11 protein-coding genes are annotated in these 13,619 nt (G+C 41.2%); 3 read left to right on the top strand and 8 right to left on the bottom strand.

All coding sequences use genetic code 11. The annotated features are described in order from the left end of the window. Nucleotides 1-149 precede the first annotated feature (149 nt). From ACOZIR_RS14585 to ACOZIR_RS14550, 8 genes are all read right to left on the bottom strand, one after another. Nucleotides 150-788, bottom strand: a complete 639-nt coding sequence (locus ACOZIR_RS14585; RefSeq protein ID WP_045294692.1) for an SdpI family protein — start codon at nt 786-788, stop codon at nt 150-152. Next, a complete protein-coding gene (locus ACOZIR_RS14580) occupies nt 789-1,052 on the bottom strand; it encodes an autorepressor SdpR family transcription factor (RefSeq protein ID WP_013055788.1) in 264 nt (87 codons plus the stop codon). 104 nt (nt 1,053-1,156) lie between these two features. Next, nucleotides 1,157-1,330 (bottom strand): Fe3+ hydroxamate ABC transporter substrate-binding protein, encoded by a 174-nt coding sequence (locus ACOZIR_RS14575; RefSeq protein ID WP_328120322.1) that lies wholly within the window; start codon nt 1,328-1,330, stop codon nt 1,157-1,159. 223 nt (nt 1,331-1,553) lie between these two features. Beyond that, nucleotides 1,554-4,583: an efflux RND transporter permease subunit gene (locus tag ACOZIR_RS14570; RefSeq protein ID WP_045294689.1), complete on the bottom strand. Its 3,030-nt coding sequence runs from the start codon at nt 4,581-4,583 to the stop codon at nt 1,554-1,556. 331 nt (nt 4,584-4,914) lie between these two features. After that, complete coding sequence (locus ACOZIR_RS14565; RefSeq protein WP_045294687.1) at nt 4,915-6,252, bottom strand: MFS transporter; 1,338 nt, start codon at nt 6,250-6,252, stop codon at nt 4,915-4,917. 130 nt (nt 6,253-6,382) lie between these two features. Continuing rightward, nucleotides 6,383-7,789 carry a sodium:solute symporter gene (locus ACOZIR_RS14560; protein ID WP_421535652.1) on the bottom strand — a complete coding sequence of 469 codons (1,407 nt, stop codon included), beginning with the start codon at nt 7,787-7,789 and terminating at the stop codon, nt 6,383-6,385. Between the two features lie 63 nt (nt 7,790-7,852). Beyond that, nucleotides 7,853-9,169, bottom strand: a complete 1,317-nt coding sequence (locus tag ACOZIR_RS14555; protein WP_421535651.1) for an aspartate aminotransferase family protein — start codon at nt 9,167-9,169, stop codon at nt 7,853-7,855. A gap of 73 nt (nt 9,170-9,242) precedes the next feature. Continuing rightward, on the bottom strand, nt 9,243-10,613 hold the full coding sequence (locus tag ACOZIR_RS14550) for a sigma-54 interaction domain-containing protein (RefSeq protein ID WP_237758565.1): 1,371 nt from the start codon (nt 10,611-10,613) through the stop codon (nt 9,243-9,245). 187 nt (nt 10,614-10,800) lie between these two features. Between ACOZIR_RS14550 and ACOZIR_RS14545 the strand changes: the two genes are divergently transcribed. The 3 genes from ACOZIR_RS14545 to menC are packed head-to-tail and all read left to right on the top strand — an operon-like array spanning nt 10,801 to nt 13,555. Beyond that, the gene (locus ACOZIR_RS14545) at nt 10,801-11,595 is read left to right on the top strand and encodes a MurR/RpiR family transcriptional regulator (RefSeq protein WP_045294681.1); all 795 of its coding nucleotides are present in this window, start codon (nt 10,801-10,803) and stop codon (nt 11,593-11,595) included. A 26-nt stretch (nt 11,596-11,621) separates the two neighbouring features. Next, nucleotides 11,622-12,449: a GNAT family N-acetyltransferase gene (locus ACOZIR_RS14540; protein WP_421535650.1), complete on the top strand. Its 828-nt coding sequence runs from the start codon at nt 11,622-11,624 to the stop codon at nt 12,447-12,449. Further along, complete coding sequence (gene menC, locus ACOZIR_RS14535; RefSeq protein WP_045294675.1) at nt 12,446-13,555, top strand: o-succinylbenzoate synthase; 1,110 nt, start codon at nt 12,446-12,448, stop codon at nt 13,553-13,555. Before ACOZIR_RS14540 ends, menC begins: the two co-directional genes overlap by 4 nt. Nucleotides 13,556-13,619: the final 64 nt, after the last annotated feature.

Genomic DNA, 13,619 nt, shown 5'->3' with positions numbered 1-13,619 from the left:
GTTTTTTCATAGCAGCTCTTGACCTGAAACGCGTTTCATACTTTATGCTGTATTTATTCTCATCAGCCGGCGTGACACGAACCGTGGCGTTACGGCTGATATGTTATCCATAAAAAAATCCGGTATCTTCACCGGATTTTTTGGTATGCTTACATATTCATTTCTTTTTTATACGCCACGTACGAATACAGATAAGGAACCGCCACGCACAGAACAATACTACCCCACATGATAATGGACTTATATCCATCAGGTAAAAAAGCGCTAATAAGAATTAGCAGTCCGCCGATAAAAAAGATCTTTCCAGATAACCGATGCGTCTTTTTCCATACGGTTTCATTGCTTAGCGTCCACGGTGTACGAATCCCCATAAAATAGTTCGAGCGCACGCGCTGCAAGTAGTTTCCGATAATGATAAAAACGAGTCCAGCCATAATCGGAGCAATGTACGACATCGGCACGTTATAGCCCAGCCCCTGTAAAATAGTGCTCATATTTACAAAAAAGAATAATAGCAGTACAGCGTTTAACAGGATGTTATACGTTTTTGAAAAGTACTTATAATTTTCTTTACGCGGATCAATTCGCGGAACAAATGCGATGACAAAATAAATAAATACCATGATTCCTACTGTTAAGATCATTGCATTGATCTTCGTGGCAAATCCGTCTGCTTCTCCATTTGCTCCCCAGTGAATGGGCATCGTAGCTGGTAGGTGTGGCAGTGCAATGAGCCATGCAACCAATGTTAGAAGGGTAATGCCTAAAGGAAATACGTGCTTTTTCATTTAATTCTCTCCTTTCTGAAAGCTGAAAAACCAGCCGATTAAATCTTGAAAAACGGTTGTATTTAACGAATAAATCACAAACTGCCCTCTTTTTTCATCTTGAACGAGGTCCGCTTGCTTCAAGATTTTTAAATGATTTGAGATGCTTGGTTTGGTCATATTAAAATACTCGGAAATTTCTCCTGCGGTTAAATCCCGCTCTTTTAGCAGCTCTAAAATCTTTCTGCGAGTAGGATCTGCTAAGGCTTTAAACGTTTCATTCAATTGAAGTTCATCTCCATCATATTTAAGTATTTAGATAATTATCTAAATATTAAACTATAAAGTATAATATGTCAATATGTTGAAAAGAGAACACTGCATTTGACTCATTTTTTTGTTTTTTCAAAGCAGTCCATGCATACAAACTGCGCTTCTTGATGTAGAAAAGCTTTAATTTCGATCATGCCTCTTTTACTTGGATACTTCATCCGCATCCATACTTCTTCATTTGGCTGAATTTCTTTTTGACAAACGCAACATCGCTCTTTTATTCGAAACATACTATCCCTCCATCTCTTTATCTAACTATACGTTTTCCTAGCCAAAAGGTTTCATAAAAAGAGGCTGGGACGTAACCAAATCAATTCCAGCTACAGACATGAAACCTACGTTCACTCTGCCAATAAAAAAATCCGAACGCGTTGGATTCTCTCTCAAGAATCTCAATTCATCGTTCGGATCTTCCTTCACCTAACATACTTATGCCCTAGCCTCTTTTAAACATTATAGCGGAGTGACGTCTTTCTGCTGTTTTTGCTGTATTCTTTGCTTTTTCGATTTTCTGAAATGAAGCAGTTCATATACAACCGGAATAACTACGAGCGTAAGAAGAGTCGCAACGGCCAATCCTCCGATTACAACGACTGCTAGACTTTGAGAAACGAGGCTTCCGCTTTCGCTTTGTTTAAATAAAAGCGGCAGCATCGCACAAATCGTAGCAGCAGACGTCATGACAATTGGACGCATACGCGTAGCGGCTGCTTCAACAATGGCATCGCGCATAATCATTTTCTTTTCATTTTGCTTCACGCGGTCTAATAGTACAATGGCGTTGGTTACAACGATACCAATCAGCATCAGTGCTCCAAGTAAAGCCGTTACGTCTACTGGAATGCGGCTGATTAATAACCCTAAAACGGCACCAATCGCTGCAAGCGGAAGCGAGAATAAAATCGCAAACGGCGTGCGGATTGTTTTAAACGTAATCACCATAATTAAAAACACAATACCAATCGACACAAGCATCGTAATAAACAAGTCAGAGAAGTCTTCTCCTTGCTGCGTGCTTGCTCCTCCAATTACAACGTCAACATCTTTTGAAATCGACAGTCCTTTACTCTTACCGTTTCCAAAAATGGTTGTTTGAATGTCTTTATTAATCTCTGAAAGCTTTTCTGGATTGACATCTGCTGTTACTTGAATATACGGGTCTCCATTTTTGTGAAACTGATTGGTTGGCTTTTCAGCTTGCGTTAGTGAAGCCACTTTTGAAACAGGTGACGGTCCTGTCTCTGTCATAATAGAAATATCTTTTAACTCTTTTGGTGATGTTGGATTTAAGACAGATTCAAGAAGTACGTTTGCTTGCTTGCCTTCTAAATCTACCGCTCCAATCGGCGTTTTGTTCAGCATAACGCCAAGCTGCTGCGCTACTTGCTGCGTATTCGCTTTTGTTGGATCTACGTCTAAAGAGTAAATCGTTTTCTTTTCGTCTTGGTTCGTAGAAACTTTGTCTACTCCTTTTATATCGCTGATTTCTTTCTTAATGCTGCTTGCTGTTTTTTCTAACTTGTTCATGTCGTTTCCAATCACATCAACGGTAATGGAAGTAGTGGACGCTCCCATGAGTGAAGCAGCACTGACGCTAAGATCGCCTCCGTCATAGAGCTTCTTTTGATTTTGGATTCGTTTCATCAGCGAATCCGTATTTCCACTGTCTTTTACGATAATCGTATACGTAGCTTCAGTAGGCGAACCAACGTCTCCCCACTTGGCTCCTTCATCCGTATTACCAAGCTGCATGTATACTTCTTTTACTTCTTTTTGCGCTAAAATATAGCGTTCAAGCTGCAGTGATTTTTCTTCTACGGTTTTAATTGGCGTATTATTTGGATAGCTTAATGTCGTGCCTACAAAGTCAGATGAAGAGTTATCCACCGCTCCTTTAGGCATCATCGTGTACGCGCCAATAGATCCGACAAATAAAAGCAACGAAAGCAGCAGCACAACCCATTTATGATTAAGCGACCACGTAATAACCTTTGTGAAACGAACCGGCTGCTTGTGCTTGCGAAGTTTTTCATTTTTTAATAATCCCGCGCTCATTAACGGTACAACCGTAAGTGCCACAATCAATGAAGAAAGCAGCGAATACGTCAGCGTTAGAGCAAACGGAAGCATAAAGTCCTGAAGTCCTCCGTTTACGAGACCGATTGGTAAAAATACAGCTACTGTCGTTAACGTAGAAGCAGTAATAGCAGAGCCTACTTCTTTTGTGGCATCAATAATTAAACTAAGCGAAAACTCTTCTTTTTGCATTTTCCGGAAGATGTTTTCAATGACAACAATGCTATCATCTACCAACCTACCAATTGCTACCGCTACTCCTCCAAGCGTTAAAATATTGAGCGTGACGCCTGATTTAGACAGTAAGAACAGCGTAAAGCAAAGCGATAATGGAATGGATACAATTGTGATAAACGTAGAGCGAACGCTGCGTAAAAACAGCATGATGACAACGGTCGCAAAAAGTGCGCCGAGCAACACTTCTTTCATCATTGAATGAACAGAGTTTTGTACGCTGTCCCCTGTTGCAAAAAATACAGAAGCATTCACATTGTTATAGTCTTTGTTAATTTGCTGAGACAGTTTTTTTACTTCTTTTGTAATGCTAACGGCGTTTGAGTGGCTGTCTTTTGTCACAATAAGTAAAAGTGCATCTTTTCCGTTAATATGCGTCACGATGCCTTCAGGCTTTTTGACCTCTACTTTTGCAAGGTCGCCTAGCGTTACATTCGGTGCAACCGGCAGCTTTTTCACTTTATCCAAGCTGTCAATTTTACCTGTTACATTGATGTTGCTCGACTTGTTATTAATGACTTTTTCTCCAACTGCAAGCGACGTGTTTTTCCCTTCTAACACGCTGATGACTTTATCAATCGTCACGTTCTTTTGTGACAATTTTTTATTGTCAACTTTAATAGACACATAGGAATCCGCTGTTCCGTACGTTTGGACACTCGCAATGCCTTTAATGTCTTTATATTTAGGAATCAGTTTTTTCTCTGCAAGATCCAGATTGTCTCTTGTTAATCCTTCTTTAAATGTGAGTGAAATATCTGCGATGGGAATCATAGAGGTATTTAATTGAATAACATTAGGCTTTGATACGCTGGCTGGAAGCTGAACCGAAGACAGCGCTTCTTGGACGTTTGTTTTTGCTTCTTTCATATCCGTTTTGGATTCAAATAAAAGATCGATTTTGGAATAGCCGTCTCCCGTCGTCGAATACACGTTGCTTTTTCCTTTAACACCGGCTACCGCTTCTTCAATCGGTGACGTCACTTGTTTTTCCATGGAGTCTGCATCCGTTCCTTGCCCCATAACCACTACGGACACCTGAGGCTGATCAGCAGTCGGCAGGAACTCCATCGGAAGTGTAAAATAACTAATGACTCCTAAAGCTAAAATTAAAATAGACATAATGGTAATAGCCGCTTTGTTTTTAAACGACCATTTGGTGAGCCATGACATGAAATATCCCCTTTCACTTTTTCGTACAAACTCAGTCAAACATTTCTAAAATATGCTAAATAACCATTAAATTATACCTAATGTTACTTACCATTTAAAGACTTATTTTTGAAAAAAGTCCCATTATTTGAACAAAATCATTTATGTATATGCGTTTGATTATATAAACAGCTCTTTTACAGCACAAAAAAAAGACGCCGATACCCGGCGTCCCACATGTAGTAAGTGAAAGAAGAAGAAGAATATGCCTACGATTTCTCAGGCAATTCTATGACCTTATTTGGTCTTTTCCCGTTTTTTTATGAAATAAACATATTTAGCATAAATTCCCTCAACTAGCAGCTCGACTGTGCTTTGCTTCCGTATCGTTTTGAATTTTTAAAGACGTTAATAACGCCACGATGCTTCCTGCAAAGCCAAATAAAAACAAGTGATGAATGCCCGCCATAAAGCTTCCGCCTGAAGTCAGCAAAGCACCCATAATGGTAACGCCGATTGCTGTTCCCATGTTTCTGCAAAACATAAAAAATGATGTTGAAATACCTCTTTCATGTCCGCCTACTAATTGCTGTACACCAATGACTCCAACCGTAGAAAGCAGACCAAACGATAGTCCTTGTACAATCATGACGCAAAACACGTAAAAGAAACCGTGACTTGCATTTAGCATCATCAGAAGTGTTCCTGAGCCAACCAGCAGCACATTTCCAATTAACAACAGCTTTCTGTAGCCGTGTTTTAAAATCCATTTACCTGCAGGCACAGATACAGACATCCATCCGACCGCTGTTCCTAACAGCGCAACTCCGCTCATAAACAGTGACAGATGCGCTACTCGCTGTAAAAATAATGGAATGTAGCTTGACGTTCCGAATAAAGCCACTGTCCCAATAAATGCATTGATATTAATCCATGACAGCGTTTTGTTTTGGAACATGGACAGCGGTACAATCGGAGAAGCATGTTTTCGTTCATGGAGATAAAAAATCACTAATAAAATAAGTCCCGCTACTGCATACACAACTCGATTCTGTTCCACTACCGTAACGAGCAGCAGCGACGTAACGCCCGCTCCAAACAAAATGGCACCGATGTAATCGACTTTTGCTCTTTTCGGCTCATAGCTTTCTTGATACGGCATTAACGCTAGCAACGAGACGATACATACCGGTAAATTAATAAAGAAAATCCATCTCCACGTTAAATAATCCACAAAAAAAGCGCCTAAAAGCGGAGCCAACACAGCTGATAATCCCCACATTGTTGTAAAGAGCGCCTGAATTTTCCCTCGCTTCTCAACTGGAAATAAGTCTCCGGCAATAATAGCGGGAAAGGCCACCATAAACCCGGCTCCTATTCCTTGAACCGCACGGAAAAGAACAAGCTGAATCATCGTATTCGCCACGCCGCAAAGCATAGAACCAATTAAAAAAGCAATAATTCCAAACCCAAATACTTTTTTGCGCCCAAATAAATCCGATAATCTACCCGCTACCGGAGATAAAATCGTACTTGCAATCATGTACGAAGCAAACGACCACGCGTACAAATCAAATCTTCCAAGCTCTTTTGCAATAACGGGCATCGTCGTATTCATTATCGTTGAATCAAGCGAAGCCACTAGCATTGCCAGCACAATACTAACCATTACGGACGTTCTGCTTTTCATGTAACAATCTCCTTATCTCTATAATCTGAGCGTCTAGTGTACTCCTCCTTGCCGTTTGTTGTCTATACTTATGCATACAAAATGCTAAAAAGCTTCTCACTTTACTATGAGAAGCTTTTTACCCCCTTATTCACATATCTTCTTGGACCTTTTCTTGATCAGACAGTTCTTTGTTTCGAGCCATAACCGCAAATCCAGCCATTACAATGATGCTGCTTGAAATTCCGTATAGGATTGGCGTAGTAGAAGAAAGTCCTTCAATCAATAGACCTCCAAGTACTACTAGCGTACTGACAACAATCGCTGAAACTCCTGCTTTTGGATGAATGTCTTTCCAGAATAGGGACACAACAAACGGAACAAAAATCGCTCCTGATAAAATGGCATACGCAACGTCTAGCGCAACAAGCACGTCTTGAATCCAAAGAGCAAAAATAATAGCAAGCACGCCGACAATAAGCGTATTTACACGGGTTAAAATTAAATAATTTTTCTCTGAAATATTTTTAAGCCACACTTTTTTTATAATATCGTTACTAATCAGCGTAGAAGACGCAAGCAGCGTTCCTGAAGCAGTTGACATCAGCGCCGAACAAACGCCTGCTAGTACTAAACCTAGTAACCCTTGAGGCAGAATTTGAACTGCAAGCGTCGCAAATATGCTTTGACTGCTTTCTGCGTTTGGCAGCAGCAAATATGCACACATTCCAATTACACTTCCGGCAATCGCGTAGGCAATGCTGTACACGCCTGCAAAAATGGAGCCGTTTCGGGCGATTTTTTCTGTTCGCGCCGTAAATACCCGCTGCCAAATATCTTGAGATACTGCCATACCAAGCGTATACAAGAGGAAATACTGAAAGATTTGACCGTATCCAATTGATGAAAAATCAAAATAAGATGATGGCAAATCTCCGGTAAGCGCTTTGAGACCCCCTGCTTCTGATACGCTCATTGGAAGCATAAATCCAAAAATCGCCACCGTCATCACAACAAACTGAATAATATCAGTGACCGTTACGCTCCACATTCCGCCTAAAATCGTGTAGAACAAAACAATCGAACCGCCAATTAACATTGATGCGGTCATGTTCCAGCCAAGCAACGCATGAATGATCGTTCCCATTCCAATCACTTGAGTGACTGATACCATGAGTGTATAAATAGCGGCAACAACCGCACTGATTATTTGCGCTTGAGCGTTATATCTTTTTCCTAGCAGCTCACTGATAGTGGTCACTTTCAAAGACGAAATTCGCTTGATGAAAATCGTGCCAAGCGTAATGATTCCAAGTCCAATCATCGTCACGAACCAAATACCAGACAGCCCGTGCTCGTAGCCAAGCTGAGCCGTTCCAATCGTTGACGCTCCTCCTAGAATAACGGCAGACAAACATCCTAAATACATGAACATCCCTAAGTTTCGCCCGGCTAAAATAAAATCTTCTGATGACTTTGCTTTTAACGAGCCAATGATACCAGCTACAACCAATACGCCAAAATAGACAAACATAACCGTCATATCCAGTCCGTTCATAACAGATTCCTCCTTATTATGGGTCAATCTATCTTTCATTGAAACAAAGAGCTTTCTAAAGCTTTAGATCACGTGAAGACTTGTGATTTCTGTCAATGCTTCGTCTAACACGCGAAGCCCGGCATCAATTTCTTCTTTTGTAATCATTAAAGGAGGAATCATTCGAATCACTTCTCCGCTATTTCCGCAAAGGTAAAACAGTACCCCTTTTTCCAAACATTTGTCTAAAATCTCAAGAAGAAGACTTCCGTCACCTTGCTTTGTTTTCGGATTAATAATTTCAATTCCAATCATTAGTCCTACTGAACGAATGCTTCCGATCACTTCATGCTTCGCTTTTAAATGCTGAAGCTGATCCGCTGCATATTTCCCCATTTCTTTTGAGTTTTCAATCAGCTTTTCTTCTTTTAGTACGTCCAATGTCGCAAGCGCTGCTGAACAAGCGATTGGATTGCCTCCAAAAGTGGTTCCGTGTGTACCAATCGGCCACTTTTCCATTAGCTGCTTGGAAGCTACGGTCGCACTTAACGGAAGTCCTGATGCTATGCCTTTTGCGATTGCCATAATGTCAGGCGTCACGTCAAACGTCTGAGCTGCAAACCACTCGCCGGTGCGTCCAAAGCCGGTTTGTACTTCGTCAAAAATAAGCAGAATGCCGTGTCTGTCACACACTTCTCTTATTTTTTGCAGCCACGCTTTCGGAGGGATCACGTAGCCGCCTTCTCCAAGAACCGGCTCTACAATCATGCACGCTACTTCTTCCGGCGTTACTTGATGCTTAAACAAAGTGTCAAAATCTCTTTCCAGCTTTTCCACGCAGTAGATTTCCGGATCCTCTCCTTTTGGACACTGCGTCGCGTCTGCATAAGGCACTTGATACGTTAAGCCCGATGGCTGAAGAAATTTCCGGTATTTGCTTTTTGATGTTGTCACACTAAGCGCTCCGAGAGAACGACCGTGAAAGCAGCCCATAAACGAAACCGTATAAGGTCTTTGCGTAACGTACTTTGCCAGTTTTAACGCTCCTTCTATTGCTTCAGTGCCGCTGTTGGCAAAGAAAAAGCAGTCCAATCCTCTTGGCAATACTGTTTTTAATTCTTCAGCAAGCTGTAAAATAGATTCGTACATAATCACACCTGACGGGCCGTGCATAAGATGATCAACGCTTTCTTTAATCGCTTGTACAACTTTAGGATGACGATGACCTGTATTCGCTGTTGCAATACCTGATGTAAAATCTAAATACGTTTTTCCGTCAGCTCCGTAGTAGTAGCAGCCTTCTGCTTTTACCACTGGTAAATTAGGATGATCTTTCGCCATACTTGGTGCTAGTAAGTCCGGTAAACTGTTCATTAACTGTGTAAGTGATGCCTGCGTCATCTGACTTCCTCCTCGCAATCTATCAAGTAATGTGTGTGTACTTGTTTTACATGCAAAGAGCGTGCCAAATACGTTAAAAAACGGAATGTTTTTTTAATTTTCTAACAACTGAAGGCTGACTGATTCCAAGTGCTTCCCCTATTTCTGTTGTCGTTTTATACCGTTTTTTTGCTTTTACTAATATCTCTTTTTCCAGCTCGTTTAACGCGTCGTTAAGCTTTATTTCCCCATGTTCTTCAACGTGCTGAATCCGTTTTTTTCTATGCAGAGAATGCGGCAAATGCTCCATTGTAATCAGCGTTTGTGAAGACACAACCACCGCGTGTTCAATCACATTGATTAACTCTCGCACATTTCCTTTCCATTCATGTGCAAGCAGTGCATGAATAACCGCATTATCAAACGTTCTTTTTCGGTTGTATTTCTTTTCAAACTGCTCGGCAAAATGTGTGAGCAGCGGAAAAATATCTTCAGGGCGCTCGTTCAAAGATGGAATGGTAATCGGTACGACGCTTAAACGAAAATATAAATCTTCTCGAAATTCTTTTTCAGCTACGGCTTTTTCAAGATCTTTGTTCGTTGCTGCAATTAAGCGGAAGTCCACGGTTTTAGGCTTTCTTCCTCCAACGGAATAAAACTGTTTTTCTTGAATGAGCTTTAAGATTTTCACTTGATGCGCCGGTGACAGTTCTCCCACTTCATCTAAAAAAAGCGTGCCTCCATCTGCTAATTCGACCAGTCCCACCTTTCCATTTTTAGATGCACCGGTAAAAGCACCCGCTTCATAGCCAAACAGCTCAGCCTCAAATAAATGATCTGGAATTGCCCCGCAGTTCACCTCAATAAACGGCCCTTTGCTTCTTGTACTTTTGTTATGTATCAGCTTGGCTAAGTGCGTTTTTCCTACTCCGGACTGCCCTAAAAGTAAAATATTTACGTCTACGTTCGAAACGTGAACAGCCGTACGAAGAACGTGCTGCATCTTTTCGCTGTTGCATACAATTCCTTCTGTTGATAGATTTTGGTTCCGCAGCAGCATAAGCTCGCTCTTTACGCGCTGCATTTCGCCTTCCATCGCATCAAGATATGTTTTCATTTCCATAAGCTCCGTCACATCATGAGAATAGCTGACGATTCTTTTAATCTCTCCTTTTTCATCTTTTACTGGAATGCCCGTAACGAGCACCTGCTTGCCTTGTTTAGTTGTTTGTACAAGCGTAATTTTCTTCTTTGTTTCAAGCACAATTGGCGTGACGATTGGCGTAAACAACCCTTGTTTTTCAAGTTCATAAACAGACTTTCCCAGCAGTTTTTCAGCTTTTACATCGTAAATGTTTCCCGTTCCTTCATGTATTCGGACAATGATGCCTTTTTCATCCGTCACAAGCAAATCATCTTTTAATGAATGAAGGATCCACTGATTTTCATTCCATTCTGAATTCATGTATGCTCCCCGCTTTCTATTCATTTTTGAATAAAATATAATTCGTTTTTGAATAACGGCATTTATTTTTGAATAATCAATTTATTATATCACGGGGGCTTCTTTTTATTTTGAAACAACAATTGAAATGAAGTTTAAAATGCATTAATATATTTTTATGAAGTTATAACTTCTTTCAGGAGGCTATATGAATCAATCATTTAAAGAATTAATTAAACATAAATTCCCTGACCTTTCTCGCGGTCAAAAAAAAGTGGCGGAGTTTCTCGTCAATTTTATGGAAAAAGGCTCGCTGTACACGGCCGGGCAGATTGGCAAAGAAGCAGGTGTCAGTGAAACAACCGTTATTCGTCTAGCTTACGCACTTGGATTAAATGGTTTTTCAGATTTGCAGGAGCTAATGCGAAAAGAATGGCTTTCATCTACTGAATCAAAAGAAGCAGCTAGCAAGCCTGCAGCGGAAGAAAAGAAACCTTTTAGTGAATGGCTTTCCCCTGTTGACGAAAAGGAATTATCTCAAGCTGTAGATGCGCTTATCAAAAGTGATCAAGTGTATATTGCAGGTTTCCGTGAATCTCATACGGCAGCCTACTGGCTGTATTATAAAATGAATCAGCTTCGCAATCATGTTCTTTTATCTTTTCCAACTGGATTTTTGCTTGAAACGCTATGCAATCTCACGAGCGCATCAGCCGTTGTTGTATTTTCACTGCCGCGCTATACAAAAGAAGCGCTCGAAGTAGCTCAGCAGGCTAAAAAACAAGGAGCAAAAGTAATTGCCATTACAGACCGCCGGCTGTCTCCGGTAGGTCAAGTCGCTGATATCACACTTTTAGCCGGAACAACCGAACATATTTTATCGCTTCTTGCCCTATCTCAAATTGTCATTAGCAGCATGCAAAAAAGAGATGAAAAAACGGCTGGAAAACGGCAGGAATACTTGGAAAAGCTCTATGCCGAGCAAGGCATCTTTTTAGAATAAATGATCAAAAGAAAGGAAGTAAACAAATGACTGAAGCTTTAACGATTCGTTCACTCAAAACAACCGCTGAACTAGAAGACGTACGCGCATTAGAAAGCCGCGTGTGGGGAGAAGAAGAAGCAACGCCTGTTCACCAAACCTTAACCGCTGTTAAAAACGGAGGTCTTGTTCTCGGTGCGTTTCTAAATGAAAAGCTGATTGGCTTTCAATATAGTTTTCCAGGGTTTGACGGAAATTGCGTCTATTTATGTTCTCATATACTAGCAGTTGACTCCGCCTACCGCAGCATGGGTATCGGAGCTAAGCTTAAGCATGCGCAGCGGCAAGAAAGTAAAAAAATAGGGTATTCATATATCAGCTGGACGTATGATCCTCTAGAAAGCGCCAATGGGTATTTAAATATTGGAAAGCTTGGAGCCGTTTGTTCTACATATATTGAAAACTGCTACGGAGACATGAATGATCCGTTAAATGCCGACTTGCCTTCTGATCGATTCGTTGTAGAATGGGCATCTTTAGAGGATACAAAACGAGCTCAGCCTCTTTATACGCCAGATCAAATAATGGACGCATCGCTCATTCAATGGACGTTAACGGATAAAGGATTTCCTTCTGTTACAGATATTGATGAAAAGTGGTTGGATCATGACGTCGTGTCTGTAGCTATTCCGTCTGCTTTTCAGCAAATGAAAGAAGTCTCTCCTTCTCTTGCATTGGACTGGCGAATGCGTACAAGATACGTATTTCAAACGTGTTTTGCTAAAGGATTCCAAGTAATAGACTTCAAGAAGTCTCCAGAAAGCAGCGCACCCGTTCATTTTTATATTTTAACGAAAAAAGAGGTGCAAAAATGAACATAAAACGCGTCATTTTACGGCATTTAAAAATGGATTTACTTCATCCGTTTACCACAAGTCTTGGAAAAGAAGTGGATCGAGATTTTATTTTAGTTGAAATTCAAGATGAAGACGGACGATCCGGCTGGGCTGAATCCGTAGCGTGCGCGGACCCTTTTTATAAAGAAGAAACGCTCAAAACAAACTGGCACATCATGGAGGATTTTTTAATTCCTTTGCTTCAACAGAAAGAAATTCAGCAGCCTGACGAAGTATCTCAACGCTTTGCTCATATTCGCGGCAATTACATGGCAAAAGCGGCGTTAGAAGGCGCTGTTTGGGATTTGTATGCGCGCAGGCAAAACCTCTCTCTATCTAAAGCGCTAGGAGGCAGTAAAAGTCAAATTGAAGTTGGTCTCAGCGTTGGCATTCAGCCTACGATTGACGAAACGCTTCGAAAAATTGAAGCCGGCTTGAATGAAGGATATAAGCGGATAAAAATTAAAATTAAGCCGGGCTGGGATCTTAACTTGACGCGCGCCGTTCGAAACGAGTTCCCTTCTATTCCGCTGATGGTTGATGCGAACTCTGCTTATACGCTTGCAGATGCTGATCACCTTGCTCAGCTGGATGAGTTTGATTTAATGATGATTGAACAGCCGTTGGCTCATGATGATTTAATTGATCACGCTGAACTGCAGGCCCGCATGCGCACCCCCATTTGCTTAGACGAAAGCATTCATTCAGCTGAAGACGTTCGAAAAGCTATTAAACTTGGAAGCACACAAATTATTAACATTAAAATTGGCCGAGTAGGCGGACTAACAGAAGCCAAAAAAATTCATGACCTTTGTCAAACTCACGGTGTGCCCGTATGGTGCGGCGGCATGCTCGAATCAGGCGTAGGGCGGGCACATAATATTGCCATTACTACACTTGCTAATTTTACGCTTCCCGGAGATACGGCCGCATCATCTAAATACTGGCCGCGTGATATCGTTCACCCGGAAATCACAGTGGACAACGGCATTATTTCCGTTCCTGATACACCGGGAATTGGCTATGAGCCTGATTACGATCAGGTAAAAGCGCTAACTTTACACGAAAAAACCTATACTTGCTAATCTTGCACAGGCTGGAACAAAAGTATGTTAGTTAAAGGAAGATCCGAACGATAAACTGTTCGGA

It is taken from the genome of Priestia sp. D3YE.R1 (assembly GCF_049199565.1).
Lineage (GTDB): Bacteria > Bacillota > Bacilli > Bacillales > Bacillaceae_H > Priestia > Priestia aryabhattai.
The sequence above is the reverse complement of the archived record's forward strand: the minus strand, read 5'-3'. Positions and strand labels throughout refer to the sequence as shown.

Bases quoted from the DNA above. Each gene is read 5' to 3' on its own strand.
- ACOZIR_RS14540 (WP_421535650.1), top strand. From the start codon at position 11,622: ATGACTGAAGCTTTAACGATTCGTTCACTCAAAACAACCGCTGAACTA.
- ACOZIR_RS14545 (WP_045294681.1), top strand. From the start codon at position 10,801: ATGAATCAATCATTTAAAGAATTAATTAAACATAAATTCCCTGACCTT.
- ACOZIR_RS14560 (WP_421535652.1), bottom strand. From the start codon at position 7,789: ATGAACGGACTGGATATGACGGTTATGTTTGTCTATTTTGGCGTATTG.
- ACOZIR_RS14585 (WP_045294692.1), bottom strand. From the start codon at position 788: ATGAAAAAGCACGTATTTCCTTTAGGCATTACCCTTCTAACATTGGTT.
- ACOZIR_RS14555 (WP_421535651.1), bottom strand. From the start codon at position 9,169: ATGACGCAGGCATCACTTACACAGTTAATGAACAGTTTACCGGACTTA.
- ACOZIR_RS14575 (WP_328120322.1), bottom strand. From the start codon at position 1,330: ATGTTTCGAATAAAAGAGCGATGTTGCGTTTGTCAAAAAGAAATTCAG.
- ACOZIR_RS14570 (WP_045294689.1), bottom strand. From the start codon at position 4,583: ATGTCATGGCTCACCAAATGGTCGTTTAAAAACAAAGCGGCTATTACC.
- ACOZIR_RS14550 (WP_237758565.1), bottom strand. From the start codon at position 10,613: ATGAATTCAGAATGGAATGAAAATCAGTGGATCCTTCATTCATTAAAA.
- ACOZIR_RS14565 (WP_045294687.1), bottom strand. From the start codon at position 6,252: ATGAAAAGCAGAACGTCCGTAATGGTTAGTATTGTGCTGGCAATGCTA.
- menC (WP_045294675.1), top strand. From the start codon at position 12,446: ATGAACATAAAACGCGTCATTTTACGGCATTTAAAAATGGATTTACTT.